The sequence below is a fragment of the Pantoea sp. USMM079 genome, assembly GCF_037153115.1.
Lineage (GTDB): Bacteria > Pseudomonadota > Gammaproteobacteria > Enterobacterales > Enterobacteriaceae > Pantoea > Pantoea communis.
Window position 1 is genome coordinate 277,389 of sequence record NZ_JBBCKX010000003.1, and the last position, 25,573, is coordinate 302,961.

Consider the following 25,573-nt stretch of genomic DNA (forward strand, 5'->3'; position numbering starts at 1 on the left):
TTCGGTTAGCACAAAAATAACATTAACAACCGACTCGCTCTTTACCCTAATTGATAGACGACTTCTCTATGCCTAACACAATCTTGCTTGGTCAGGCGGCCAGATTAGATCGACGTACGCGCATCCTGAGCCGGACGCTGGATGATATGTCCGTGACGCTGCCCGCCAGCGCCGCGCGCTGCCTGTATGCACTCGCGGAGGCGCAAGGCGAAGTGCTGACGCATGAACAGCTGATGGAGATTGGCTGGCGTCGTGCCGGTTATGCCGCCACCGATAACAGCGTGCGCGTGATGATCAATAAACTGCGCCGTGCATTGATGTCGCTGGAACTTGAGCAGCAGATTAGCCTGCTGGCCGTCACGCGCAGCGGTTACCGCTTGATCATCAATACGCCGCCAGCCGTCGAGCAACCCGCCGCACTGACAATGCCCCTTTCGCTACCGGCACGGAGCCCGCTGAATGGGCGGCGAGTAGCAGGCGTCACCGTCGCTGGCATCACTGCCGGGTGTCTGGTGGCTTTACTGGTACAACACTTTTTTCTGCTTACGCCAAAACCGATTGATTTTGTCAGCTGGCAGGGACCGTCCATCCCTGCTGGCAGCAGCGTCTGGGTGCCGAAAGGACATCACACGCAGCACGCCTTAATTGAAACCACGCTGCGTACCTATCGCCGTTATGTGCTGGAGGCGAACCCGGATAAACCCGCCGCCAGGGTGCTATACGTCACCCTCAGTTCAGCCAACAATCCGCAACATCAGGGTGTGATTGCGTGCCAGCAACCCTTAGAGGAAGCGAATAATGTGTGTGAATCGTTCTATTTTCGCGTCAATTAAATCCCCGCTGCTCTGGCTGTTTATCGGGGGCTTTGTACTGGCTTTTAGCGCGGTCATCGGACGCTGGCTAATCACCACCACACAGCAGTCCCAATGCCTGTTTCCGCTGGCGTTTTATGACATCAAAAGTGAGCGTGAATGGGTGCTGACGCAGGGGATTTACCGCAGCTATCGCGATGGCTTCAGCCAGGGCCATCTCAGCTATCTCGGCACGCTTTCTCGTTTCAAGGATGGGCAACTGACGGCACCGATCACTCCGATTCACCGTGCAGTGTGGTTTAACGGTGAGTTCAACCACAACCTGCTTAAAATCACCGTCACACAACACAGTCGTGGACTGGGTGACAAAAGCCGCGATGAGGACGTGCAAAAGTATGTCTTCCCGCATTGGCAGGCAGGCGATGTCAGCGTGATTGCCCTCTATCTGTTCAATGGCCGCGTGCTGGCCTCCGGTACAGAAAGCGTGGCGCGTAATGTCTGCATCAGGTAGCCAGAAATAGCTAGCGTAGCGCGGCTAACAGCTGTTCAAGATGAGTAAACATGCGCGCGGTGAGGTGGGCAAAAAAGGGGGGCAAGGTATCGCCCATCAGGAACAGCGCCAGCATGCCCGCCCCTAACGTCAGGGGAAAACCCACCACGAAGATCGAGAGCTGCGGGGTTAAACGGTTCAACAACCCTAGCGTCATATTGATACAGAGCAACAGCGTGATAATCGGCAATCCCAGCATCAATCCCTGACTGAAGATCAACCCGCCCTGCATCACCAGATAACGTAGGCCACCCGCGTGCAGCGGTTCATCATTCACTGGCAGGCTGGTAAAGCTCTCTGCCAGCAGCGCCAGTAGCCACAAATGACCATTGATACTGAGAAACAGCAGCATCACCAGCAGGTTGAGCAAACGCGAAATCACCGGGGTATTGCCGCTATTAGGGTCAAAAAAGGTGGCGAACGAAAGTCCCATCTGCATGCCAATGATCTCGCCGCACAAACGCACCGCAGCGAAAAGCAGCTGCAGCATCAGACCGAGCGCAGCACCGATCACAACTTGCTTCACCACCAGCCAGGCACCGTGCCACGACATCAACGCCACCTGAGCATCTTCCACGCTGCTGGCAATCAGCAAGGCGATAAGCAGCGCCAGTGCGGCACGCAGCCGTTTACTGATTGCCTTCTCACTGAAAATCGGCGCGACAAACAGTAGCGCAGCCACGCGCACCATAATAAAAAACACGTGAGCAATCTGCGCGGTCAGCAGCTCAAACGGGATGCCAAACGCCATTAGCCGATCGCGAATGAGATGCTGGTGAACACCGTGCGCATGTATTCAATAAAGATTTTCAGCATCCACGGACCCAGTAACACGGCAACACCGACAATCATCAGAATCTTCGGGATAAAGGTCATGGTCATTTCATTGATTTGAGTGGCGGCCTGCATGATGCTGATCGCCAGCCCGGTGACCAGTGCGGCCAGCAGCAGCGGCCCGGCAATCATCAACCCTACCTTTATCGCCTGCATGCCCAGCACCATCACACTTTCGGGTGTCATTCGCGGCTCCTTAGCTGTAGAAACTTTGTGCCAGTGAACCCAGCAGCAGCTGCCAGCCGTCTACCAACACAAACAGCATCAACTTAAACGGCAGCGCGATGGTGGTGGGCGGTACCATCATCATCCCCAGCGCCATCAGAATACTGGCGACCACTAAATCGATGATGAGAAACGGGATGAATATCGTGAAGCCAATCTGGAAAGCAGTTTTCAGTTCGCTGGTGACAAAGGCAGGCACCAGAATACTGAGCGGCACTGCATCCGGCCCGCTCATCGGCGGCGCTTTGGCGATACGTGCAAATAGCGCGAGATCCGCTTCACGCGTTTGATCCAGCATAAACGCGCGCAGCGGTTTCACCCCTTCCGCCAACGCTACTTCCATGGTGATGCTGTTGTTTTGCAGCGGCTGCCACGCTTTTTCGTAGATTTGGTTCAGCACCGGCGACATCACGTAGAAAGTGAGAAACAGTGCCAGCCCGACCAGCACCTGATTTGGTGGTGCGGTCGGCGTCCCAAGCGCATTGCGCAGTAACCCCAGCACGATCACAATGCGGGTGAAACCCGTCATCATTAGCAAAATGCCGGGAATGAAGGTAAAACCACTGAGCAACACCAGCGTCTGCAGCGGCAGCGTCCAGCCCTCTTCGCTGTTGGGTCGGGCGATGACAATGTCGCTGTTGGCGGCCCCGGCGCTGGCGGCGGTGAAAAGCAGCAGCAACGCTATGACTGCGCGCCCTTTCATCGTCCGTCCTTAGCGTCAGGTTGCTGTGATTGGTTCAGGCAGGTGATTTGATGCGCGGTGACGCCGAGCAACAGCCGCTGCTCACCGATATCCACCAGCACCAGCCGCTCGCGTGCGCCGAGCGAGAGACGCGCCACCACGTTAATGGCCGGATGACTGCGTTGATAACGCTGCAGCCAGCCGCTGCGTTTCGCACTCCATGCCAGCAACAGCATCAGTAATATCACCAATCCCAGCGCACCGAGCAGCGTCATAAGCAGCGAATCATCAGCAGAGTGTGTGATCATTAGCGACTTAGCCGGTGCATACGCTCAGACGGCGTGATGATTTCGGTGATGCGAATACCAAATTTATCCGACACCACCACCACTTCGCCCTGGGCAATCAGATAGCCATTGATCAGGATATCCAGCGGTTCTCCCGCCAGACCATCCAGCGTCACCACTGAACCCTGGCTGAGACGCAGCAGCTCTTTGATAGTCATTTTGGTGCGGCCCAATTCCACAGTCATTTTCACCGGGATATCCATTATCAGGCTCAAATCGTCAGTGCTTTGCGACGCGCTGCTGGCAGCCTGCTGCTCGCTCATGGCGTCTCCCCAAAGATTGTCGATAGAGGGATCTTCAGCGCCCGTCGAGGTTGGGTTATCGCTCATGGGGATGTGGCTCCTTGCTTATTGATGACAATGCAGGCTGAATTTTTTGTTCAACCTTGAGGGCATATTGGTTATTCACGGCCCCGTAGTGCGCAGTGAATATCGGCACACCGCCGGCGCTGGCGGTGATGCGATCCTGTTTGTCGAAGGTCAGTACATCGCCCTGCTGCATGCGCAGCACCGATGAGAGCCGGGTTTCCATTTGCGCAAAGGTCGCCACCAGCTCCAGCTCGGTTTCGCGCATCTCGCCCGCCAGCATGCCGCGCCAGTGAGCATCTTCACTGCGGGAGTGGCTGAGCGGCGGATTGCTTAACAGTTCGCGTAGCGGTTCGAGGGTGCTAAACGGGATACAGATATTAAATTCGCCACGATGCGAGCCAATCTCGACCGCAAATGGGGTGGTGACCACCACGTCATTGGGTGATGAGGTGATGTTGGTGAATTTCACCTGTATTTCCGAACGAATGTACTCGGTTTTGATGCTGAAAATGGTGCTCCAGGCGAACTCATAGGCTTCGCGCGCCATGCTCACCATGCGGTTAATTACACGCTGCTCGGTGGGGGTGAATTCGCGCCCGTCGGCTTTGGTGGGAAAACGCCCATCGCCGCCAAACAGGTTATCCACTGCCATAAACACCAGCCCCGGTGAGAAGGCCATCAGCGAAGTGCCACGCAACGGATGCAGGTGCAGCAGATTCAGGTTGGTGGGCACCGGCAAATTGCGCGCGAACTCGTGGTAGGACTGGATTTGAATATTGCCAGCGGTCACATCCGGGCCACGTCGCAGCAGATTAAACAGCCCGATGCGGAACTGGCGGGCGAAGCGCTCATTAATGATCTCCAGCGAGTGCAGACGCTCGCGAATCACCCGACGCTGCGTATGCGGATCGTAAGGCCGGATATCACTGGCTTCTGCACTGCCTGAGACCGGTGCGCTGCTATCACTGTCGGCATTCAGCAGGCGATCAATTTCATCCTGAGACAAAAAGCTATCGGACATAGTATTTACCGCAGAATAAATTCATTAATTAACACTTCAGCGGGCGTGATCGCCTGTTGATGTGGCAATGGCTGGCTGAGTGCCGTTTGAATATCGGCAATCAACTGATGCTTTCCTTCATCCGTTGATAACGTTTCATAAGTTTGCTGGGTGAATAACATAAATAGCCGACTGCGATATTCCGGCATAAATTTCGCTAACGTTGCCGATGACTGTGAATCAATAAAACTCACCGTAATGCCTAAATACAGCACGCGGTCGGCTTCTTCCTCGGTGGGTTTAAGGCTGACGGTGAAAGTATTCAGCGGCACATAGACCGGCTCCACTTTTTCTATTACCGGTGCTTTCGGCTCGTCAGTCGAGGCGTTCTGTTTTTCCAGCCAAAACCAATAGGCTACACCTCCACCCAGGGTTATCAGGCTGAGCGTGAGAAATATAATAAGGCGTGTTCGCAGGCGGCTACGTTTTGGTTTATCGGTCTTTTCTTCTTCCATAATGAATACACTCAGCGTGAGAATTAATAGACTCAACAATAATGATGAAGAGCATGATTATAATATTTTTTGATGTGGTGGAATGAGCCAATGTCATTTCACACCTGAGGCTAATTCACCCTTTTATACGAAGGTATTTATTCCATAACTATTTCCCGGTGCTGACGCTATTAACTCTGTGGTGGATTCGTCTTCTCCCGCTCGATGGTCATCTGCATCGTCAGGCGATGGTGGCTGTGAGGATCCGCGCTGGCCATCTGCATTGGCATGTGGGTTTTCACTGCCCACGCTGGCTTGCCCCAGCTGCACGCCGGACTCGGCCATCGCCGCTCGCAGTTGCGGCAATGCCTGCTCAATGGCCTGACGTACGCCAGCATGTTCGCTGACGATATGTATCTGCGCCTGTTCTTGCTGCATGCGCAGGGAAATCTGCAACGCACCTAAGCTCTCCGGATGCAGGCGGATCTCCGCGCTGTGCACGCCCTGACGGCTCAGTAATGCAATCTGCTGGCTGAATTCCTGCTTCCACGCGGGAGATTCAGGTGGATGTTGCAGGGCCACCGTGACCGTTGCCGGCGCGGGCAGCGCTCGCTGTAACGGCATCGGAGCAGGATGATTGGTGGAGAGTCCCAGCTCGGCGATCGCGGTGGTGTCAGTGTGCGATGCCAGAATCGGTGTCATTTGTCGCTCGGCGAGCAGCCCGCTGGCTGCCGTGACAGAGACTTCGGGCTGCTGCACAGGTGACTGGCTGCCTGAACCTGGCTGACTAAACCGATCGGCGGGCGCGCCGCGCATTTCGCCGAAAAGCGGACTGCGCGTCTTCACGACAGGCTGGCTACTCGCGTTGGCGAGAAGCGCATGGCGCGTGTCCACGGCAGGCAGACTATCTGCATTAGCAACAAGTGCATGGCGCGTATTCGTGACAGACAGGCGATCCGTGTCTGTGAAAAGCATATTGCGCGTGCCAGAGCTAAAAGCTCTGGCGGTAGCATCAGACCCGGCGTCGTCTAATCCGATCGGGTCGGCTGGGACCGATCCGTGAAGGTTGGCCGTCTGTTGGCTTATCAACTGCTGCAACTGCCAGCGGGGATTGTCGCTGCCAGTGAGTGCAGACGCTGGCGCACGCCCGGAATTCGACGATGCAGAACTCCGCATGGAAATGGCAGTGGCCAATACCGATAGCAAAGGTTCCTCCATCGCCAGCATGCCATCCTGCTTCTCCAGTAGCAGTTCGCTAAAATCCTCGTCAGTCGGCTCGCGGGTTTTCAACACATCGCTGAGTTTGCCGTTAAGCAGTGCCGTGATATCCATCGTCATAACCGTCCTCGTTGATGATTGATTCGCTGCGCACACTCATCCATCAGCTTCTGCTCACGACGGCTGGCAACCTGTGCCTCAGCACTCTGCCGCCGCGCCAGCAGGGTTTCAAACGCATTCAAACGCTGCTTGTCATCGATCCAGCATTTTTTCGCGCCATCGATGGCACGTTCGCACTGATCGACCTGGTGCTCATGCTGCCTGACCACCTGATTGAGCGACACGATAAACGCCTGATGATTGACCAGATGCGCCACGGACATGCCGTTGCCCGTCATGCCCAGCCGCAGTGACTGCTGATACTCATCTGCATAGGTTTGCAGCTGCTGATGCTGCGCCACGGCGTGTTGCAATGTCTGCTGCACCTGCCCCAGCGTTTGCGTGGAGGCGGTCAGTGTCTCTTCGGCTCTGTCACGTAACATAACCATGGGATTGCGCATGTGCATTGTCACTCCGGGATGTCAGGGAATAATTGAGCCAGCGCCGCCATTGCAGTCGGGTAGTCGCTGCGTTGGTGGATCGCCTGCTGGAGAAAGGCTTCAAGAGCGGGAAAACGATCGATGGCCTGATCGAGTAGCGCATCGCTGCCTGACGCATAGGCACCGACACTGACCAGATCGCGGTTACGCTGGTAGCAGGCCAGCAGCTGCTTAAAGCGCTGCACCTTGCGATATTGCGCTTGCGGGATCAGCTCGGTCATAGCGCGGCTGATTGAGGCTTCAATATCAATCGCCGGATAATGCCCCGCTTCCGCCAGCCGACGTGACAACACAATGTGGCCGTCGAGAATCGCGCGTGCCGCATCGGCAATCGGATCCTGGGGATCGTCGCCTTCGGTCAATACGGTATAAAACGCGGTGATCGATCCGCCGCCTGCCATGCCATTGCCCGCGCGCTCCACCAGCGCGGGCAGCCGGGCAAATACCGAAGGTGGATAGCCTTTGGTGGCGGGCGGCTCGCCGATGGCTAACGCCACTTCACGCTGCGCCATGGCATAGCGCGTCAGGGAATCCATGATCAGCAGGACATTCATGCCGCGATCGCGAAAGTCTTCTGCAATGCGCGTGGCATACACCGCACCCTGCATGCGCAGCAGCGGGGATACATCGGCAGGCGCGGCAATTACCACCGCGCGCGAACGTCCGGCTTCACCAAGAATATTTTCAATGAAATCTTTAACTTCGCGGCCGCGTTCGCCAATCAATCCCACCACAATCACCTCGGCGGTGGTAAAACGCGCCATCATGCCGAGCAGAACACTTTTGCCCACACCGGAACCGGCAAACAGGCCCATGCGCTGACCACGCCCCGCCGTCAGCAGGCCATTGATCGCTTGCACGCCAACGTCCAGCACGCTTTTGATCGGATCGCGATGCAGCGGATTGAGTGATGCGGTGAACAGGCTCGCCAGCGGTTTGCCCAATGCAGCACCGCCATCCAGCGGATGGCCCTGCGCATCTAGCACCCGACCCAACAGCTGGGGCCCAACGGGCAACTGTTTGCCCCCGCTGCTGTCGTGCGCGGGCGCATAAACTCGCGCGCCAGGCACAATGCCCTCCACCTGCGCCAGCGGCATCAGATACAGCGTATGGCCGTTGAAACCCACCACTTCCGTGTCGACTACGGTTGTGCCTTGCGCAGTCTGCCGCTCGACGAGGCACAGCGCGCCTATCGGCAATATCAGCCCCACGGCTTCCATCACCAGCCCAGTGGCGCGCGTCAGTTTGCCGTATTGGCGAAACCCCGGCACCGCCGCCATGTTGTGCTCAAGTGTGTCGAGTGCATCGAGCCACTGCCTGAGTTGCTGGCTCATGGCACATTCTCCTGGCGCGCCAGCTGGCACAGCGCCTGCCAGCGCGTTTCCAGGCTGGCATCGAACTCGCTTTCAGCCGAGGTAATGCGACAGCCGCCGGGCGCCAGCTGTGCATCGCTGTGCAGCTGCCAGCCCGTCTCGGTTAACGCCTGCGCCAGCGCCTGTTCAATCATCGCACGATCGTCGGGATGCACGTAGAGCTGGATACTGCCGTGCAGCAGTGCGTCATGCTGTAGCAACTGGCGAATCTGTTGCAGCAGCGCGGGGTGATCGATCTGTGCCTGGCGGCCATACAACTGCTGCACGGCGGTGAGCGCCAACTGCACCAGACGACCGGGGATCACACTGTCGAGGTTCTCGCGTGCCAGCCTGAAGTTTTGCAGCCAGCACTCGGCCTGACGTAGCAGCGCCTGCTGCTGTGCTGCGGCCTGTTCGATGCCCTGCGCCAGACCCGCTTCATGCCCTTCGCGCCATCCGGCTTCATAGCCCTGCTGCTGGCCCGCCTCTTCACCCTGTTTCATGCCCTGACTGAAACCTTGCTGTTCCGCCTGTTTACGCAGGCGCGCCAGGTCCGCCTGGCGCTGGGCCTCCGAGGCCGTGCTATCGATTTCAACCGTGATTTCCGGCTCTTGCTGCAGCAGGTTGTCCGGCTGCCAGCGGCGCCACTGTGCGTGATCAGACGTAGGCATCGTCGCTGCCTCCAATCACAATTTCACCGGATTCCGCCAGCTTACGCACAATATTCAGGATGGTTTTCTGCTCGGCCTCAACCTGCGACAAGCGCACCGGGCCACGCGAAGCCAGATCGTCGAGGATCAGTTCTGCCTGGCGGCGCGACATGTTGGCAAGGAACTTGGTGCGCAGCGCCTCGTTGGCCCCTTTTAGCGCAATCAACAGGGTTTCATTTTCAATCTCTTGCAGCAGTCGTTGAATATGTCGATCTTCCACTTCGATCAGTTTCTCAAACAGGAACATCTCATCGATCAGTTTCTGTGCCAGCTCCTGATCAAAATCACGCACCGCTTCAATCGCAGAAGCCTCCTGCTGAGTTTTCATCAGGTTAAGGATCTCGGCGGCCGGTCGCACACCGCCCATTTTGCTGCGCTTGAGATTTTGACCATCCAGCAAGGTGTTCAGCACTTCGGTCAACTCTTGCAGCGCGGCAGGCTGGACGCCGCCAAAGGTGGCGATACGCAGCATGATGTCGTTGCGCTCGCGGTCTTCAAACTTGCCCAGCACATCAGCGGCCTGATTGCGCTTGAGGTGCACCAGAATGGTGGCGATGATCTGCGGATGCTCTTCGCAAATCAGATCGTACACCGCCTGCGGCTCCATAAAGTTGAGCGTTTCCATGCCGTTGCTGCCCTGCTGGGTGTCCAGCAGATCTTCCAGCAGCGAACTGGCACGATCTTCGCCCAGTGCCTTCACCAGCACGCTGCGCAGATAATCATTGGTGTTCAGGCTGAGCGCGGCATATTCACTGGAATCCTGTTCAAACTGCTGCAATACCGCCGCCATTTGCTGATGGCTAAATCCGGCCATGTTGACCATCGCACCGCCGATCTGCTTCACCTCATGCGCATTGAGATGCTTAAACACCTCTGCCGCCAGCTCGTCGCCCAGCGTCAGCATCACCACCGCACTCTTATCTGCCGCATTCATGGCCTGCCCTCCTGGTTCATCCACTGGCGCAGCACCAGCGCAATCACGCGAGGCTCCTGCTCTGCCAGCTCACGCAGTTGCTGAGTGCTAATTTCGGTATGCGCACGCTGCTGAGCACGCTGGCGCACATCGTTCTCTGCCGCATGTTTTTGCGCTGCAGCGGCCTCGTCGCGCGCCTCTTTCTCCAGCTCCATCTGGCGCAGCGTGGTCTGCTGATGGCGTTCCCAGCTCGGTTGCACCAGTTTGCGCCACATGATCCAGGCGATGATCGCCACCACCAGATAGCGAAACAGATTCATTAACAGCGTGTGGAAACTCGCCTGCTGCCACAGCGGCAGCGGAGGCTCATCGACCAGGCCGTTAAACGGCGCATGCATGATATTGATGCTGTCTCCCCGCGTGGCTTGATAGCCAATCGCTTCCTGCACCAGGGTATTCAGGCGGGCCAGCTGCTCATCACTCATCGCACTCACGCTGCCCTCTTCGCCCTGCGGCAGATGGTTTATCACCACCGCCACCGAAAGACGTTCAATGCGGCCTATGCTGGATTTGCTGTGGGTCAGCGTGCGGTCCAGCTCAAAATTGGTGGTCTCGTCGTTACGATTATTGAAAGGCTGGCCAGCGGGACGCTTGCTGTCGCTGACACCTAATGGCTGGGTAATCGGTGCCGTGGCGGGCGTGGGCGGCTGATGGCTGAGTGCGCCAGGAACACCGCCAGTGCCACTGTTGTTGCCCTGCTCTGCCTGGCTGGCCTGTCGGCTGCGAATCGCCATTTTTTGCGGATCGCTATTCGGCTGATATTGCTCCTGGGTCTGCTCCAGCTGGGTGAAATCGATCTGCGCCGTGACCTGCGCGCGCACGTTGTTTTCACCCACCAGCGGCGCCAGCATGCGTTGAATACGCTGCTGGTAATCAAACTCAATGTCGTTGGTGTATTTCAGCTGTGAGGTTTGCAGACCGCGCATGCCACTCTGCGTCAGCAAATTGCCACGCTGATCCACCAGCGTGACGTTCTCTGCTGCCAGGCCGGTTACCGCACTGGAGATCAGATGCGTTATCGCCACAATCTGGCCTTCATCCAGCGTGCGGCCGTTGATCAGATTGACGCTCACCGAGGCGGTAGGCGCTTTCTGCTCACGCACAAACAGGGACGGTTTGGGCACCGCCAGATGCACACGCGCCGACTGGATCGGACCCAGATTCTCAATGGTGCGCGACAGCTCCCCCTCCAGCGCACGCTGGAAGTTCACCTGTTCGCTGAACTGACTGATGCCAAATTTTTCCTGATCCAGCAGCTCAAAGCCCACTGCTCCACCCTTGGGTAAACCCTGCTGTGCCAGCTTCATACGGACTTCATGCACCTGCCCTTCTGGCACCCGGATCGCGCCGCTGGATGCGTCAATGCGATACGGGACGTTCAGCTGGGTGAGCTGCGCCACGATGGCACCGCCGTCTTCATCACTGATATTGCTGAGCAGGATGCTGTAACTCTGCTGATTGGCCCACATCACCAGCGCGATAACCACCGAAAGCGTGGCCGCGGCGGCAATCGCCAGCGCGATTTTCGGGCTGGATCGCAGCGATAACAGCACCGATTTTAATTGTGCGGACGGGTGATGATTTAAATCCTTTAACGTGGCACTCATGCCGCCTTCCTGTAAAAATAGTAATAGGTCATCAGGAATATTCAGAGAATCATTATTCATCGAAAGCGCGATTTATTAATGGGCAATAAGCTCGAAGTTGTGTTGTCTTATTGCATTTTCTGATGAATAGCCTCGAATGCTAATCTGCCGCTCTGTATTCTTATTCCAATGGGCGTGAAGCATGTCAGCGAGCTTATTACGAGGCGTACTCGATCAGATTCAATCTCAGGCGCAACAAGTCACAAGCGCGATATCTCCGCGCGATAACATCCCTTCCTTCTCAGATAAGTTATTGCGCAGTATCAATGAGATAAATAAAACCCAGCTGGATGCCAAAACCAAAACGCAGCAGTGGATGTCAGGCAGCAGCGATCTTGGCCTTAACGATGTGATGCTGGCGATGCAGAAATCCTCTATTTCATTTAGCTTTGGCATGCAGGCTAAAAATAAAATGATTGCTGCGTATCAGGAAGTGATGAATACGCCGGTATAAGGCTTGATGGCAATGCATGAAAATAACACCACAGCTGCGCGCTTATTACCCGGCTCGCTGTCATTAACCGATATTGAATTAATTCGCCTGGGAAAACTGATTTATCAGCGCGCCGGCATTGTGGTGAATACACAAAAAAAAGAGATGATATTTAACCGTCTCTCACGCCGGGTGCGTGAACTCAAACTGAACACCTTTACCGCTTATGCCGACCTGCTCGAATCCCACCCTGAGCAGCCGGAGTGGCAGATTTTTATCAATGCCATGACCACCAATCTCACGTCGTTTTTCCGGGAAGCGCATCATTTCCCGATTCTGGCGGAACATGCACGCCAGCGTCCGAAAGATTATCGCGTGTGGTGTACCGCCGCCTCGACCGGTGAAGAACCCTGTTCAATCGCCATCACGCTGGATCAGGTTTTGGGCAGCGGATTACGCGTCTGGGCGTCTGATATTGATACCGATGTGCTGGCCAAAGCGCAGGCGGGAATCTATCGCTTTAGCGACATTCAAATGCTGAATCAGACGCAGAAACGCCTCTATTTTCTGCGCGGCAGTGGTCACAGTCGCGAGTACGTCAAAGTGAAACCCGCGCTATTGGCGAACATCCATTATCAACAGATCAATCTGCTGGCGGACAGCTGGCCGCTGCCTCAGCCGTTCGATGCCATCTTCTGCCGCAACGTCATGATCTATTTTGATTTTCCCACCCAGATTCGGCTACTGGAGCGCTTCGCTCGCCTGCTCAAACCCGGCGGTTTGCTGTTTGTTGGTCACTCTGAACACTTCTCCCAGCCCACGCTGCCGCTGCAGTTGCGTGGGCAATCAGTGTACGAACGGATGGAGGTTGCACCTTGAAGCGAATACGCGTGATGGCGGTGGATGATTCCACCTTAATGCGCAATATGCTCAGCGCCATCGTCAATCAGCAGGCCGATATGGAGATGGTGGCTACGGCACCCGATCCGCTGATCGCCCGTGACCTGATTAAACAATTCAACCCGGATGTGCTGACGCTGGATATTGATATGCCGCGCATGGACGGGCTGGAGTTTCTGAGCCGACTGATGCGGCTGCGGCCCATGCCGGTGATCATGATCTCCAGCATGACCACGCGCGGATCCAGCGCCACGCTCAATGCATTGGAACAGGGCGCGGTGGATTTTATCCCTAAACCCGGTAACCAGATGCCCGGCGATCTGGCGGCATGGGGCGCGCTGCTGGCAGACAAAATTCGTGGAGCCGCCAAAGCCAATCCCAATCGCTATCGGCTGAACGCTGCCTCCGGCTCGCTGCTGGCTGGCATCAAGACCGATGCCTCGCAAATCATCGCCATTGGCTCGTCTACAGGCGGCACCGAAGCGCTGCGCCGGGTGCTGACACAGATGCCGTTAAGCAGTCCCGGCATCGTCATCGCCCAACATATGCCTGCCGGTTTTACCCGCTCCTTCGCCCAACGCATGGACTCACTGTGTCAGATTTCGGTACGTGAAGCCGAACACGGTGAACCGCTGTTGCCGGGCAATGCCCTGATTGCGCCGGGCGATCGTCATCTGGAGATCGTGCGCCGCAGTCGGGGTTACGAAGTGCAGATCAGCGACAACGCGCCGGTCAATCGCCATCGCCCGTCCGTAGATGTGCTTTTCCATTCCGTGGCGCAGCAGGCAGGCAAACTCGCCAGCGCCGCCATCCTCACTGGCATGGGCAACGATGGCGCACGCGGCCTGCTGACGCTGCGGCAGGCCGGTGCCTGGACGCTGGCACAGGACGAAGCCAGCTGTGTGGTGTTCGGCATGCCGCGCGAGGCCATCGCGCTGAACGGTGCCTGTGAGGTGGTGGATTTGGATCAGGTCAGCCAGCGTTTACTCGACAGTTTCAGCAACAACCTACAACGCAAATAAATGGATTAACCGGTTCAGGAGAACATTGAGATGTCAGATAAAAACCTGCGTTTTCTGGTGGTGGATGACTTTGCCACTATGCGACGCATCGTGCGTAACCTGCTGCAGGACCTCGGCTATCAAAATATTGAAGAGGCGGAGGATGGTCAGGATGCGCTGAATAAACTGCGTGCCGCCACGTTCGATTTCGTGGTCAGCGACTGGAATATGCCCAATCTCGACGGGCTGGAACTATTGAAGGCCATTCGCAGCGATGCCGCCATGGCCAAACTACCGGTGCTGATGGTCACGGCCGAAGCCAAGCGCGAGAACATCATTGCCGCCGCACAGGCGGGCGCGAACGGCTATATCGTCAAGCCCTTCACGGCTGCCACGCTGGAAGAGAAGCTCGGCAAAATCTTTGAAAAACTGGGGTAATCAGCATGAACTCACCCACGGATATGCCGAGTGAAAACCCGAAAGATCTGTTTATACGTATCGGGCATCTCACACGCCTGCTGCGTAACAGCATGGCTAATCTGGGTCTGGAGCAGACCATCTTCGAGGTGGCCGATGCGTTCCCCAATACGCGTGACCGCCTGCGGTACGTGGTGAGTAAAACCTCGCAGGCGGCCGATCGCGCCCTGACCAGCGTCGAGGCCGCGCGCCCGCTACAGCTGGCTTTGAGCGATGACGCTAGCGCACTGAGCGATCGCTGGGATCGCTGGTTTGCCGATCCGCAACCGCTGGATCAGGCGCGCGAGCTGGTGCACGACACCCGCGCTTATCTGCAAAGGGTGCCTGATTTAACCCAACAGACCAATGACGAACTCACCGAGATCATGATGGCGCAGGATTTTCAGGATCTCACCGGCCAGGTGCTGAACAGCCTGATGCAGGTGATCGATACCGTGGAGCGCGAGCTGATCAGCGTGTTAGTCGAGAACATGGGCGATCGTGATGCGCCTGAGGATCCGAGCGAAGTGCAGTTGAAGAACGGGCCGCAAGTCGATCCCCACGCTCAGGGGATCGCCGCTTCACAAGAGCAGGTGGACGATCTGCTGGACTCGCTGGGTTTTTGATGCGTCATGGCTGAAGAGAGCGACAACGAGAAGACCGAGGATCCCACCCCCGAACGTATTAAAAAGTCACGGGAAGAGGGACAGGTTCCGCGATCGCGTGAGCTAACCACGCTGGCCATGCTGCTGGTGGGTTGGGGATTGATGGCGATCGGTGGCAGTCAGCTGGCGCGAAAGCTGCAGCAGTTGATGCACAACGGACTGGCGTTTGATCGCCTGCTGGTGCGCGATCCGCAGCATATGCTGGATCAGGCCGCATCCTTACTGGGGATCGCTATGCTGGCGCTGTTGCCGCTGGTCGGCGGGTTGTATCTCACCGCGCTGACGGCACCGGCGATCATCGGTGGCCTCAACCTCAGCGGCAAGGCGATCCAGTTCAATCCCAAAAAGCTCAACCCGCTGTCGGGCCTCAAACGCCTGCTCTCTTCACAGATGCTGTCCGAGATGGTGAAAGCGATTCTCAAAGTCTTGCTGGCGGCGGCCGGCGGCGGTCTGTTCCTGATGCTGAATAAAAGCCAGTTGATCGCGTTGATGTTTGAACCTCTCAACATGGCGCTTAACGATATCAGTCAGTTACTGATGCTGTGCATGCTGATCATCATCCTGTCGCTGATCCCGATGGTGATTTTCGATGTGGTGTATCAGCTGTGGAGCAACTGGAAAAAGCTGCGTATGAGCCGTCAGGACGTGAAAGATGAGTTCAAAAAACAGGAAGGCGATCCGCTGCTGAAAGGCCGTATTCGCCAGTTGCAGCGCCAGATGGCGCAGCAACGACAAATGGCTGCCGTGCCTGACGCCGATGTGGTGGTGAATAACCCAACGCACTACTCGGTGGCGCTCAAATATCAGGAAGGCAGCATGGGCGCGCCGGTGGTGGTGGCGAAAGGCAGCGGCCTGATTGCCCTGCGCATCCGCGAACTCGCCGCTGAGAACCGCATCCCGATGCTGGATGCTCCACCACTGGCACGCGCCTTGTATCGCCATTGCGAGACCGGCGCCCCCGTGCCAACCGAACTGTATAACGCCGTGGCGGAAGTGCTGGCGTGGGTTTACGGCCTGCGCCGCTGGCGCAAAGGCTACGGCAACCCACCGTCACGCCCGATGAATTTGCCGGTCCCGGAAAAACTGGATTTTGCCCAAGAGAGTGAGAGTGATGGCTAATATCGCCACAAAATTACGTTTGCCGACGCTGAAAGAGACACAGTGGCAGGTGCTGGCCGGGCCGGTGTTGATCATGACCATCCTCGCGATGATGATCCTGCCGCTGCCGACCTTCGTGCTGGATCTGCTGTTTACCTTCAATATCGTACTGTCGATCATGATCCTGCTGGTGGCGATGTTTACGCAGAAGACGCTGGAGTTCTCGGCGTTTCCCACCGTGCTGCTGTTCTCCACCCTGCTGCGCCTGGCGCTGAATGTCGCCTCGACGCGCGTGATTCTGATGCAAGGCCACACCGGCTCAGATGCGGCGGGCCAGGTGGTGGAAGCCTTTGGTCATTTCCTGGTGGGCGGCAATTTCGCCATTGGCATTATCGTTTTTATCATATTGATTATTATTAACTTTATGGTGATTACCAAAGGCGCCGGACGTATCGCTGAAGTCGGCGCGCGTTTCACACTGGATGGCATGCCCGGCAAACAGATGGCGATCGACGCCGATCTTAACGCCGGTTTGATCGGCGAAGACGAAGCCAAGCGCCGTCGCAAAGAGGTGACGCAGGAAGCGGACTTTTACGGCTCAATGGACGGTGCCAGTAAATTTGTGCGCGGCGATGCGATTGCCGGACTGATGATCATGGCGATCAACATTATTGGCGGCTTGATCATCGGCGTGATGCAGCATGACATGACCATGGGCGGGGCGGGTGAGACTTACACGCTGTTGACCATTGGCGATGGCCTGGTGGCACAGATTCCAGGGCTGGTGATCTCCACCGCAGCGGGCGTGGTCGTCACGCGCGTGGTCAACGATCAGGATGTGGGCGAGCAGATGGTGGGCCAGCTGTTTACCTCTCCGCGCGTGCTGACGCTAGCCGCCGTGGTGATTGGCTTGCTCGGGTTGATTCCCGGCATGCCGAACATCGTTTTCCTGCTGTTTACCGCCCTGTTGCTCGGATTAGCCTGGTGGCTGCGCGGCCGCGCCCTGCAGCAACCGGCAGCCGGTGCTTCGCCCGTGACGCGGGCAGAGAGCGAGGCTGCGCAGGTCAACGAAGCGAGCTGGGCTGATGTTCAGCTGGAAGATGAGCTTGGACTGGAAGTCGGTTATCGCCTGATCCCGATGGTCGATCATGAGCAGCAAGGCCAGTTGCTGACGCGCGTGCGCGGTATCCGCAAAAAATTCGCCCAGCAGATGGGCTTCTTACCCCCTGCAGTGCATATCCGTGACAACCTTGATTTGCCGCCAACTCGCTATCGCATTTTGCTCAAAGGCGTTGAGATCGGCCACGGCGAGATCCAGCCCGACCGCTGGATGGCGATCGATCCCGGCTGCGCCGAAGGTGAGATTCCCGGCACGCCGTGCATCGAGCCCACCTTTGGATTGCCCGCGTTATGGATCGACGAGGTGCAGCGCGAACTGGCGCAAACGCTGGGCTATACCGTGGTCGACCCGAGTTCCGTGGTCGCCACCCATCTTAATCATCTGATCTCGACCCATACCGAAGAGCTATTTGGCCGTCAGGAAGCGCAGCAGTTGCTGGACCAGCTCAGCAAACATGCCCCGAAACTGGTGGAGGATCTGATCCCCGCCGTCATCAGCCTGACCTTGCTGCACAAGGTGTTGCAGAACCTGTTGGCAGAGCGCGTGCCGATCCGCGATATGCGCACCATTATCGACACGCTGGCGGAGTTTGCCACGGCCAGCAGCGATGCCGATGAACTTACTGCCCGCGTGCGAGCACGTCTGGCGCGCGCCATTACACAGCAGTGGTTCCCCGGCGAGGAGGACATTCAGGTCATTGGGCTGGATGTATCACTGGAGCAGTTGCTGGTACAGGCCACGCAAAGCGGCAGCGCCATTGAGCCGGGCATTGCCGAGAGTCTGATGAAGCAGACCGAACAAGCGCTGATGCATCAGGAAGGATTAGGTGCGCCGCCGGTGCTGCTGGTGAATCCGGCGCTGCGCCTGATGCTGTCGCGCTATCTGCGCCGCATGTTCCCGCAGATGGCGGTGCTCTCAAGCCAGGAGATCAGCAGCCAGCGCAACGTGCGGATGACGTGGCTGATTGGGGGGAAAGCTGATGCGATGTGATAATTGCAAAAAATCGGAGTCGCGTCGGTTCTGGATCAATGGAGGTAAAATCTGATGCGATGCTGGATGTGGTTTGGGCTGCTGTTATTCTCGCCGCTGGCGCTGGCTGCGGAAGGATCATGGAGCAGCCAGAGCTTTGGCGGCGTGATCACTCAGGGTAAACAAGTGTTTAAAAGCCGTCCGGTACAGCCTGTCGTGCCACCTCCTGCGGGCGCGATGGCCAGGCATCTGGCATGGCGCATCGCCGTCGATGGGCCCGTACCCATGGGGTTTCAGGTACAGGTCTGCGGTGGCGGTCGCTGCGTGAAGCTGCCGGGATTGCGTGGAGAGATGGCCCTGCCGCACGGCTTTCCGGCTGGCGGACCGTTATGGTTTGAGTATTATTCAGCGGTGCGCGGCACGATAGCACCAGTGGTAACGGTGTTAAGTAATCAGGTGACGGTGGGGTATTGGGTGCGGTGAAATCGATGCTAACTGTCTGAGTAAAATAATTTAAATCATCTGAGATATTACTGTTTAAGGCTCATACCTTCCATATGAATCAACAATAAAAAAAACATTGAGTTATATGTTTTCGTTACAGGATTATTGAAGATTTTTTCGTTTAGAGGGAGTGTGTATTAGTGAATTTCAGGCACAAAAAAAGCCGCTCGTAAGCGACTTAATTTTGCATCAATCGATGGTGCCGAAGGTCGGACTCGAACCGACATGTATCTCTACGGTTGATTTTGAATCAACTGCGTCTACCGATTTCGCCACTTCGGCACTGAAGAGGATGCGGAAAACGTTGGCGATTATACCGTTACAAACAGAGTGCGCAACACTAATCGACAGCGCTTTGCGCTAAGCGTTGAAAAAACCAGCACTTCGCAGGTTCTGAGGGGCAAACACGGCAGCACAAGTGCCCTTTCGGCGCTTTCCTGTGCAGATTCCAGAACATTCCCAAACTCCCGCCACTTCGGAACTTTCCGTGCTTACGCCTCTCTTAACCAAAACTGACAGCGTCAGATGTATAAAACAAAGAGGTTGAGATGAACAAAGCAACACAACGCATCATTTTGGGATTGGGTATCGCGGCAGCACTGACAGCAGGCAGTGCATCGGCGGCGAGTTGGCAGGATCAGCTGAGTAGCGCGGCATCACAGTTGTCTCAGCAAAACAGCGGCTCTACCACCAGCAGCAACACGCAGAATGGCGGTCTGTCGCTATCTTCGCTAAGCGGTTTACTGAATGGCGGTGACAAAGCGGTTAGCTCCAACAGCATGACCAACGCCGCAGGCGTGATGTCCTACTGCGTGCAGCACAACGTGGTGGATAACAATGTTTCATCAGTGAAGGATCAGGTGCTGAGCAAGCTCGGCCTGAGCAGCCCTGCCGCGCAAGAGCAGAAAACCGATTATCAGCAGGGTCTGCAAGGCTTGCTGAACACCGGCAACGGTCAGCAGCTGAATCTGCAGAGTCTGAGCAACTCGCCGATGGGTGAGAAAGTGAAGACCAAGGCCTGTGACGTGGTGCTGAAACAAGGTAAGAAATATATCGGCATGTAATTCACGCCCGACTTCGGGTTGCAGGTGCGTTGGCGGCTTTCGTTCCCCCGCATCGCTTAGTGAGTAAGTGCATCGGGCGTCTCTCGATAGCCGCCGTTCTGCATCCGGAATGATAGTGGGTGAAGTAACCATGAATAAGGCGCGAGCTGTCCCTCGCGTCTTATTTACTATTGATGGGGAGCGCAATAAATTGCGCCGCTAGGGCCATTAATCCATTAGCTAATCACCCCTTTAGTTTCTTCTACCACCCTGCCCAGCACATCCACCGCCTGTTCAAACGATTGAATATTGGTGTAGCCAATCACCAACCCGTAGCGTTTTTGGGTTTGTGTATACCAGCCAGAAAGCGGTAACACCCGCAGCTGATGACGCTGCCAAATCTCCGCCAGTGCCACATCCTGAATACCTCGCCGCAGGAAGGCCACGATATGCATGCCACCATCAGTGAGTTCAAAGTCAAACAGCTGCGGAAAACAGTGCTGTAGTGCATCCAGCATCATGCGGCGGCGCTGCTGGTAGAGAATGCGCATCTTCTTAATATGGCGATAGAAATGCCCTTCACTGAGGAATTGCGCGAGGATTTTCTGCGGTAGCAACGGCAAACCGGTTTCGAGGATTTCACCCAGCTCGCGGAAGCGTTCAATGGTCTGCTGCGGCATCACCAGATAACCCACGCGCATCGCGGGCATCATGGTTTTGCTGAAAGTGCCGGTATAGATCACCCGATCGTGCACATCCAGGCTTTTTAGCGCCGGGATCACTTTGCGCGTGTAGTGAAACTCGCCATCGTAATCATCCTCAATGATCCAGCTGCTATTCTGCTGCGCCCACTCCAGCAATTGATGCTTGCGGGGTAATGATAACGTCACCGCCAGCGGGCTCTGATGGGTTGGCGTGACGACCGCGAAGCGTGCGTCTGAGTGATAACGCAGGAGGAAATCCACGTCGAGACCTTCACGATCCACCGATACATAGTGCAGATTCGGTGCGATGCGCTTTAACAGTTTCTGCCCAAAGAAATAGCCCGGATCTTCAAACAGCACTTTGTCGTGAGGATGGGCCAGCACGGCCAGGATGAGGCGCAGGTTGGCGCGATAACCGGTGGTGATAAAAATCTGCTCCGGCTGGCAGTTGAGCCCGCGCGAAATATTGAGATAGCTGGCAATCGCCTCACGCAATGGCTGGTAGCCCATGATGGAGGGCATGATCATCTCATCGGGCCGCAGCGTGCGCGCCGCCTTTCCGGAGATCAGCAGCCACTTCTTGTGCGGGAACTCATCCAGTGCCGGAATACCCAGCCGCAGCTCGCCTTTACTTTCAATCACCGGATGTTCCAGCTGCGTGGAAGGTGGCGCAGTGGAGATAACAGCAGCTCCACCAAGATTGAGCGCAGGGTTCACGCGTGTTCCCTTCGCGCCCTGGCTGACAAAGTACCCTTCTCCGATCAGGATCTCGTAGGCCGCCTCCACTGTTTTGCGCGCAACCTGCAGTTCACTGGCTAACACACGGATCGCGGGCACCCGGTCGCCCGGCTTTAAGCGCCCTTCCAGAATCTGCTGGCGATAACGAATGTAGATTTCTTTGTAGCCCACGTTTATCTCTCGCTCATTCCAATGTCGCAATAAGTGCGATGCCTAATGTCCTACCTGTTTTAAACCATTTTGACCCTTTCCCCTCAGACATAGAAGTTTAAGATGCACCCATTCAACGCGCTATCTCGTTAAGGAAAATTCATGAAACTGCTGCATATTCAGGTCAGCCCGGATCTGGCCGGATCGGCTTCACGTAACGCCTCGGCGCGTTTGGTGGAGAAGCTTCGCGCCCAGCATAGCGATCTCGAAGAGACGGTATTGGATCTGGCGCAGCATCCGTTGCCCCACCTGGATGCCTTCACCATTGGCGCCTTCTTTACCCGTCCAGAAGATCGTAGCGATGCACAGCGTGCCACCATTCAGACTTCCGAAAAAATGGTGGATCAGCTGTTCGCCTGCGACACCCTGGTTATCTCGTCGCCGATGTGGAACCTCGGGCTACCGTCGGTGCTGAAAGCCTGGTTCGACCATATCACCCGCGCCGGGCGCACCTTCGCCTTTACGCCGGAAGGCACCAAAGTCGGTCTGGTGAGCGGCAAGAAGGTATACAGCGTGGTCGCCAGCGGCAGCGTGTTTGCCCACGGCCCGTTTGTGCAGGATGACCAGTTCACGCCTTACATCCGCGTGGCACTCGAATACATCGGCATCACCGATGTGGAATTTATCCGCGTGGACGGTACGCACGATCGCGTCAGCCGCGACACCGCATTACCCCAGGCTCTGCAAGCCATTGACCGCTTATTTTGAATGAGGAAAACATCATGACTTCACGCGTTAACCATTTTAAAACCGCGCCAGCACTGGCCAAATCCATGTCCGATTTCTCTAACACCGTGGCGAACACCGCACTGGAGAAGTCACTGAAACACTTGATTGATATCCGTGCCTCGCAGCTGAATCACTGTGCTTTCTGCCTCGACATGCATGTGAAACAGGCGAAGATCGACGGCGAGCGCGAACTGCGTCTGCATCACGTTTCTATCTGGCGTGAATCTCCACTGTTCAGCGCTCGCGAGAAAGTGGCTTTTGCCCTGACCGAAGCGCTGACCCGCATTGGTGAACACGGCGTGGATGAAGCGCTGTACGGTGAAGTACGTGAACATTTCTCTGAAGGCGAAATCAGTGAGCTGACCTTTAAGATCGCCGCCATCAACACCTGGAACCGCCTGATGATTTTGTCACAGATGGCACCGGGTGCACTCGACAGCGCTTACGGGCTGGATCGTGCTGATTTGCGTTAATTTTTACCGCCAGTAGCCTGTGCTGCTGGCGTTGTCATGTTCATCTGCGCTGCCTGACGCTATAGTGAGATTTTGCACCACACAGGACAGCGCGCATGAAAGGCATCAATATTGCGATTTACTTCGATCCCGACCTGATTCACATCAGCGTTCATCAGCAGGATGACAGCTATCTCAGCCACCACTTCAGCTACGATGACAGCGTCATTGAAGAGATCTACCAGTGGCTGGAGCAGTTCACGCCTAATCGCACCCACATTTGCCTGATTGAGCACGATACTGCCGACATCCTCGCCGATGAGCTGGTCGATAACGGCTATCACGTCCATCAGGTGACGCAGCACGATCTCCTGAACTGGTTTGCCAGCGAGCCTCCTGCAGAACCCGATGGTTCGCCAGTGCGTGCCCTGCTGCGCTATCTGGAAAACGAAAACCCGTCTGAATATCAGTCTCGCACCCCGCAGATCGAAGCCTTAATGGATATGCTGGATGAGTTGGACGATCTGGAAGGCGTGGATGAAGTCGAAGATGAAGACAACCTGCCGGATGACGTACTGCGTTTGATGAAGCAGAAGAAAATCACCGCCAACCAAGCCGCAGAGCGTTTGCTGCCCGACGTCAATGAACGCATTCGCGAACACCTGATAAGCTACCCTGAGCTGATGACGCCCGAACTGCTGGAAGATTTCTTCCCGGAGTTGCTGGAAGCGTTAGAAACGCCAAAACATTGATGCATTTTGCATACGCGCGCTAAATTGTGCCGCGACGCGCCTCTACGGTGTGTCGCGATGCCATTGGAACTCGGGGAAAACCATGCTGGAACTGTTTAAAGCCATCGGGCTGGGATTGGTGGTGCTGTTGCCGCTGGCCAACCCGCTGACCACGGTGGCGCTGTTTCTCGGTCTTGCGGGAGACATGAATTTCCAGGAACGCAATCGCCAGGCCATGCAGGCTTCGATTTACGTGTTCCTGATTATGATGGTGGCGTGGTACGCCGGGAATGCGGTGCTGCACACCTTCGGCATCTCGATCCCTGGTCTGCGCATGGCAGGAGGATTGATCGTCGCCTTTATCGGTTTTCGCATGCTGTTTCCGGCGAAACCCGTCGGCCACTCCGTTGAAGCCCGGCATAAACAGGATGAAATCGACGCCACCGATGCGAATCGTGAATCGGTAAATATCGCCTTCGTGCCGCTGGCGATGCCCAGTACGGCCGGTCCGGGCACTATTGCGATGATCATCAGTTCGGCTTCCACCGTAAAAGCGGGTGTCGATTTTCCTAACTGGGTGGTGAACGTGGCGCCGGTGCTGACCTTCTTGTCGGTCGCTGTGATTTTGTGGATTTCGCTGCGCAGTTCGGGTGCCATCATGAAGCTGGTGGGTAAAGGCGGGATTGAGGCAATTTCGCGGTTGATGGGCTTTTTGCTGGTGTGTATGGGCGTACAGTTTTTGATTAACGGCGTGTTAGAAGTGGTACGGACTTTCCATTGAAGAGAGTGCGGCCCGAAGGCCGCACCCGATTTACTCTGCTTTCAACGTCTTGCGCACATCCGCAACCTGATCTTTGGTCACGGCTGGGGCATTGTTGCTCCAGCCCTGACGGATAAAGGTCGCCAGCTGCGCCACTTCATCATCCGTCAAACGCTTACCAAAGCCCGGCATCGCCAGCGTGGACGGCGCTTTCTCGGTCGATGGCTGCTGCGCACCAGCAAGAATGGTGTGGATCAAGCCGGTAGGATCGTTGGCATTCACAATGGTGGCCTGATCCAGCTCCGGGAAGATACCTGGCGCGCCTTTACCGGTCACGAAGTGACAGGCACCGCAGTTATCGATATACAGACGCTCACCTTCCGTCAGGTTTTTCGCTGCGGTCAGTTTGGCTTCCGTCGCCTGCTGCTTCTGCACGTTGTACGCCTGCAGCGGCGGGTTGCCCCCGATAAACTTCAGGTACGAGGCAATGGCTTTCAGATCGGAATCCGTCATGTGCGAGCTGGAGTGCTCAATCACTGACTTCATCTCTCCGCCCACTGCCGCTTTGTCGTTACGACCGGTTTGCAGGTAATCGACGATCTCCTGCTCACTCCAGCGCGGTAAGCCACGCAGCGACGGCACATCCCAGTTGTTCAGGCTACCACCGGCGAGGAACTTGTCGTCACCGCTGTCCAGCGCTTTCTCGTTCATACCGAGACCGCGTGGCGTATGGCACGAGCCACAGTGACCGAGGCTTTCCACGATGTAAGCACCGCGATTCACTTCTTCAGATGCGCCGCCAATCGGCTGGAACGGCTTATCAGAAGTGAATGCCCAGTTCCAGAAGCGCATGCCCCAGCGCTGGCTGAACGGGAAGCTCAGTTTGGTCTCTTCCGGCTGCTCACTGCTTGGCTTCACGCCCTTCATGAAGTAGACATACAGCGCATGCATGTCTTCATCACTGATTTTGGCGTAATCCGGATATGGCATGGCCGGGTAAAGGCGTGAACCGTCCGGCAGCACACCTTTGCGCACCGCATCAGAGAACTGCTGCTCGCTGTAGTTGCCGATACCGTGCTCTTTGTCCGGCGTGATGTTGGTGGAGAAGATGGTGCCGAGATTCGACTCAATCGCCAGCCCCCCCGCATAATCCGCTTTGCCCGACACGGTATGGCACGCCATACAGTCGCCAAGACGAGACAGATATTCACCCTGCTTGATCAGCGCGGCTTCATCTTCCGCATGAGCCTGTACCGCAAAGCTTCCCAGCAGCACGGCGTTAGCGATTAACAATGATTTTAATTTCATGT

30 protein-coding genes and 1 tRNA gene are annotated in these 25,573 nt (G+C 56.4%); 15 read left to right on the plus strand and 16 right to left on the minus strand.

Going from position 1 to position 25,573, the window contains the following annotated elements; translation table 11 throughout:
• Window positions 1-68 precede the first annotated feature (68 nt).
• Both WFP70_RS07870 and WFP70_RS07875 read left to right on the plus strand, forming a co-directional pair.
• Window positions 69-833, plus strand: coding sequence for a winged helix-turn-helix domain-containing protein (locus tag WFP70_RS07870; RefSeq protein WP_337023140.1), 765 nt, complete (start codon window positions 69-71; stop codon window positions 831-833).
• Entirely contained in the window at window positions 805-1,323 is a 519-nt protein-coding gene (locus WFP70_RS07875) for a hypothetical protein (RefSeq protein ID WP_337023141.1), read from the plus strand. Before WFP70_RS07870 ends, WFP70_RS07875 begins: the two co-directional genes overlap by 29 nt.
• A 10-nt stretch (window positions 1,324-1,333) precedes the next feature.
• Here the strand turns inward: WFP70_RS07875 and fliR are convergent, their stop codons facing one another.
• From fliR to fliF, 13 genes are all read right to left on the minus strand, one after another.
• The gene (gene fliR / locus WFP70_RS07880; protein ID WP_337023142.1) at window positions 1,334-2,113 is read right to left on the minus strand and encodes a flagellar biosynthetic protein FliR; all 780 of its coding nucleotides are present in this window, start codon (window positions 2,111-2,113) and stop codon (window positions 1,334-1,336) included.
• On the minus strand, window positions 2,113-2,382 hold the full coding sequence (gene fliQ, locus WFP70_RS07885) for a flagellar biosynthesis protein FliQ (RefSeq protein WP_097118247.1): 270 nt from the start codon (window positions 2,380-2,382) through the stop codon (window positions 2,113-2,115). Before fliQ ends, fliR begins: the two co-directional genes overlap by 1 nt.
• Window positions 2,383-2,392: 10 nt before the next feature.
• Window positions 2,393-3,124 carry a flagellar type III secretion system pore protein FliP gene (fliP, locus tag WFP70_RS07890; RefSeq protein ID WP_337023143.1) on the minus strand — a complete coding sequence of 244 codons (732 nt, stop codon included), beginning with the start codon at window positions 3,122-3,124 and terminating at the stop codon, window positions 2,393-2,395.
• Window positions 3,121-3,411, minus strand: a complete 291-nt coding sequence (fliO, locus tag WFP70_RS07895; RefSeq protein WP_337023144.1) for a flagellar biosynthetic protein FliO — start codon at window positions 3,409-3,411, stop codon at window positions 3,121-3,123. Before fliO ends, fliP begins: the two co-directional genes overlap by 4 nt.
• A complete protein-coding gene (gene fliN / locus WFP70_RS07900; RefSeq protein ID WP_097118244.1) occupies window positions 3,411-3,779 on the minus strand; it encodes a flagellar motor switch protein FliN in 369 nt (122 codons plus the stop codon). Before fliN ends, fliO begins: the two co-directional genes overlap by 1 nt.
• Window positions 3,769-4,779, minus strand: a complete 1,011-nt coding sequence (gene fliM / locus WFP70_RS07905) for a flagellar motor switch protein FliM (protein ID WP_337023145.1) — start codon at window positions 4,777-4,779, stop codon at window positions 3,769-3,771. Before fliM ends, fliN begins: the two co-directional genes overlap by 11 nt.
• A gap of 5 nt (window positions 4,780-4,784) precedes the next feature.
• Complete coding sequence (locus WFP70_RS07910) at window positions 4,785-5,273, minus strand: flagellar basal body-associated FliL family protein (protein WP_337023146.1); 489 nt, start codon at window positions 5,271-5,273, stop codon at window positions 4,785-4,787.
• Window positions 5,274-5,396: 123 nt separating this feature from the next.
• Window positions 5,397-6,590, minus strand: a complete 1,194-nt coding sequence (locus WFP70_RS07915) for a flagellar hook-length control protein FliK (protein ID WP_337023147.1) — start codon at window positions 6,588-6,590, stop codon at window positions 5,397-5,399.
• Window positions 6,587-7,036, minus strand: a complete 450-nt coding sequence (gene fliJ, locus WFP70_RS07920) for a flagellar export protein FliJ (protein ID WP_337023148.1) — start codon at window positions 7,034-7,036, stop codon at window positions 6,587-6,589. The genes WFP70_RS07915 and fliJ overlap by 4 nt, the downstream gene beginning before the upstream one ends.
• Before the next feature lie 2 nt (window positions 7,037-7,038).
• Window positions 7,039-8,403: a flagellar protein export ATPase FliI gene (fliI, locus tag WFP70_RS07925; RefSeq protein ID WP_337023149.1), complete on the minus strand. Its 1,365-nt coding sequence runs from the start codon at window positions 8,401-8,403 to the stop codon at window positions 7,039-7,041.
• Window positions 8,400-9,092: a flagellar assembly protein FliH gene (locus WFP70_RS07930; protein ID WP_337023150.1), complete on the minus strand. Its 693-nt coding sequence runs from the start codon at window positions 9,090-9,092 to the stop codon at window positions 8,400-8,402. Before WFP70_RS07930 ends, fliI begins: the two co-directional genes overlap by 4 nt.
• Window positions 9,079-10,065, minus strand: coding sequence for a flagellar motor switch protein FliG (fliG, locus tag WFP70_RS07935; protein ID WP_337023151.1), 987 nt, complete (start codon window positions 10,063-10,065; stop codon window positions 9,079-9,081). The genes WFP70_RS07930 and fliG overlap by 14 nt, the downstream gene beginning before the upstream one ends.
• Window positions 10,062-11,711 (minus strand): flagellar basal-body MS-ring/collar protein FliF, encoded by a 1,650-nt coding sequence (fliF, locus tag WFP70_RS07940; protein WP_337023152.1) that lies wholly within the window; start codon window positions 11,709-11,711, stop codon window positions 10,062-10,064. Before fliF ends, fliG begins: the two co-directional genes overlap by 4 nt.
• 181 nt (window positions 11,712-11,892) lie before the next feature.
• Between fliF and fliE the strand changes: the two genes are divergently transcribed.
• From fliE to WFP70_RS07980, 8 genes are read left to right on the plus strand one after another with little or no spacing between them, the layout of a single operon-like run.
• A complete protein-coding gene (gene fliE / locus WFP70_RS07945) occupies window positions 11,893-12,204 on the plus strand; it encodes a flagellar hook-basal body complex protein FliE (protein ID WP_337023153.1) in 312 nt (103 codons plus the stop codon).
• Between the two features lie 12 nt (window positions 12,205-12,216).
• Window positions 12,217-13,062 (plus strand): CheR family methyltransferase, encoded by an 846-nt coding sequence (locus WFP70_RS07950; protein ID WP_034826389.1) that lies wholly within the window; start codon window positions 12,217-12,219, stop codon window positions 13,060-13,062.
• Window positions 13,059-14,105 (plus strand): protein-glutamate methylesterase/protein-glutamine glutaminase, encoded by a 1,047-nt coding sequence (locus WFP70_RS07955; protein ID WP_337023154.1) that lies wholly within the window; start codon window positions 13,059-13,061, stop codon window positions 14,103-14,105. The genes WFP70_RS07950 and WFP70_RS07955 overlap by 4 nt, the downstream gene beginning before the upstream one ends.
• A 30-nt stretch (window positions 14,106-14,135) precedes the next feature.
• Window positions 14,136-14,522: a chemotaxis response regulator CheY gene (gene cheY / locus WFP70_RS07960; RefSeq protein WP_034826392.1), complete on the plus strand. Its 387-nt coding sequence runs from the start codon at window positions 14,136-14,138 to the stop codon at window positions 14,520-14,522.
• Window positions 14,523-14,527: 5 nt separating this feature from the next.
• On the plus strand, window positions 14,528-15,166 hold the full coding sequence (cheZ, locus tag WFP70_RS07965) for a protein phosphatase CheZ (RefSeq protein WP_034826394.1): 639 nt from the start codon (window positions 14,528-14,530) through the stop codon (window positions 15,164-15,166).
• Window positions 15,167-15,172: 6 nt separating this feature from the next.
• Window positions 15,173-16,324, plus strand: coding sequence for a flagellar biosynthesis protein FlhB (gene flhB / locus WFP70_RS07970; protein ID WP_337023155.1), 1,152 nt, complete (start codon window positions 15,173-15,175; stop codon window positions 16,322-16,324).
• Window positions 16,317-18,413, plus strand: a complete 2,097-nt coding sequence (gene flhA / locus WFP70_RS07975; RefSeq protein WP_337023156.1) for a flagellar biosynthesis protein FlhA — start codon at window positions 16,317-16,319, stop codon at window positions 18,411-18,413. Before flhB ends, flhA begins: the two co-directional genes overlap by 8 nt.
• Window positions 18,414-18,467: 54 nt before the next feature.
• Window positions 18,468-18,875 (plus strand): flagellar protein FlhE, encoded by a 408-nt coding sequence (locus WFP70_RS07980; RefSeq protein ID WP_337023157.1) that lies wholly within the window; start codon window positions 18,468-18,470, stop codon window positions 18,873-18,875.
• Window positions 18,876-19,093: 218 nt separating this feature from the next.
• Here the strand turns inward: WFP70_RS07980 and WFP70_RS07985 are convergent.
• A tRNA-Leu gene (locus tag WFP70_RS07985) sits at window positions 19,094-19,178 on the minus strand.
• A 266-nt stretch (window positions 19,179-19,444) separates the two neighbouring features.
• On the opposite strand from WFP70_RS07985, the gene WFP70_RS07990 reads away from it, so the two are divergent.
• On the plus strand, window positions 19,445-19,960 hold the full coding sequence (locus WFP70_RS07990; RefSeq protein ID WP_337023158.1) for a DUF2501 domain-containing protein: 516 nt from the start codon (window positions 19,445-19,447) through the stop codon (window positions 19,958-19,960).
• A 215-nt stretch (window positions 19,961-20,175) separates the two neighbouring features.
• On the opposite strand, the gene pdxR is transcribed toward WFP70_RS07990, so the two are convergent.
• Window positions 20,176-21,558, minus strand: coding sequence for a MocR-like pyridoxine biosynthesis transcription factor PdxR (pdxR, locus tag WFP70_RS07995; protein WP_442956337.1), 1,383 nt, complete (start codon window positions 21,556-21,558; stop codon window positions 20,176-20,178).
• 135 nt (window positions 21,559-21,693) lie between these two features.
• Here pdxR and WFP70_RS08000 point away from each other — a divergent pair, with 135 nt between their 5' ends.
• The 4 genes from WFP70_RS08000 to WFP70_RS08015 all read left to right on the plus strand — a co-directional run bounded on the left by WFP70_RS08000 (window position 21,694) and on the right by WFP70_RS08015 (window position 24,284).
• Window positions 21,694-22,299 carry an FMN-dependent NADH-azoreductase gene (locus WFP70_RS08000; RefSeq protein ID WP_337023160.1) on the plus strand — a complete coding sequence of 202 codons (606 nt, stop codon included), beginning with the start codon at window positions 21,694-21,696 and terminating at the stop codon, window positions 22,297-22,299.
• Window positions 22,300-22,313: 14 nt separating this feature from the next.
• Window positions 22,314-22,793 (plus strand): carboxymuconolactone decarboxylase family protein, encoded by a 480-nt coding sequence (locus tag WFP70_RS08005; RefSeq protein ID WP_034826422.1) that lies wholly within the window; start codon window positions 22,314-22,316, stop codon window positions 22,791-22,793.
• A gap of 95 nt (window positions 22,794-22,888) precedes the next feature.
• A complete protein-coding gene (locus WFP70_RS08010) occupies window positions 22,889-23,524 on the plus strand; it encodes a hypothetical protein (RefSeq protein ID WP_034826425.1) in 636 nt (211 codons plus the stop codon).
• Window positions 23,525-23,606: 82 nt separating this feature from the next.
• A complete protein-coding gene (locus WFP70_RS08015; protein ID WP_034826427.1) occupies window positions 23,607-24,284 on the plus strand; it encodes a MarC family NAAT transporter in 678 nt (225 codons plus the stop codon).
• Window positions 24,285-24,314: 30 nt separating this feature from the next.
• On the opposite strand, the gene WFP70_RS08020 is transcribed toward WFP70_RS08015, so the two are convergent.
• Entirely contained in the window at window positions 24,315-25,571 is a 1,257-nt protein-coding gene (locus tag WFP70_RS08020; RefSeq protein WP_337023161.1) for a cytochrome c, read from the minus strand.
• Window positions 25,572-25,573: the final 2 nt, after the last annotated feature.